Genomic DNA, 607 nt, shown 5'->3' with positions numbered 1-607 from the left:
CTTTCCCTTCGGGGACAGCGGTGACAGGTGGTGCATGGTTGTCGTCAGCTCGTGTCGTGAGATGTTGGGTTAAGTCCCGCAACGAGCGCAACCCTTGATCTTAGTTGCCAGCATTCAGTTGGGCACTCTAAGGTGACTGCCGGTGACAAACCGGAGGAAGGTGGGGATGACGTCAAATCATCATGCCCCTTATGACCTGGGCTACACACGTGCTACAATGGATGGTACAAAGGGCTGCAAGACCGCAAGGTTTAGCCAATCCCATAAAACCATTCTCAGTTCGGATTGCAGGCTGCAACTCGCCTGCATGAAGCCGGAATCGCTAGTAATCGCGGATCAGCATGCCGCGGTGAATACGTTCCCGGGCCTTGTACACACCGCCCGTCACACCACGAGAGTTTGCAACACCCGAAGTCGGTGGGGTAACCCTTACGGGAGCCAGCCGCCTAAGGTGGGGCAGATGATTGGGGTGAAGTCGTAACAAGGTAGCCGTATCGGAAGGTGCGGCTGGATCACCTCCTTTCTAAGGAAATTGTGAACCGTGTCAGGCTTTTAGCCGCACGTAGTAGCAACAGAGAACGCTGTTCTCACAAACGAATTAACGGCA

1 rRNA gene is annotated in these 607 nt (G+C 54.5%); it reads left to right on the top strand.

The window, feature by feature from the left end:
• A 16S ribosomal RNA gene (locus ACH0BF_RS25090) occupies positions 1-523 on the top strand; the annotation flags it as partial.
• Positions 524-607: the final 84 nt, after the last annotated feature.

This window comes from Pseudobacillus sp. 179-B 2D1 NHS, from assembly GCF_045370945.1.
Classification (GTDB): Bacteria; Bacillota; Bacilli; order Bacillales; family Domibacillaceae; genus Pseudobacillus.
This window is presented reverse-complemented; position numbering and strand designations above follow the sequence as displayed.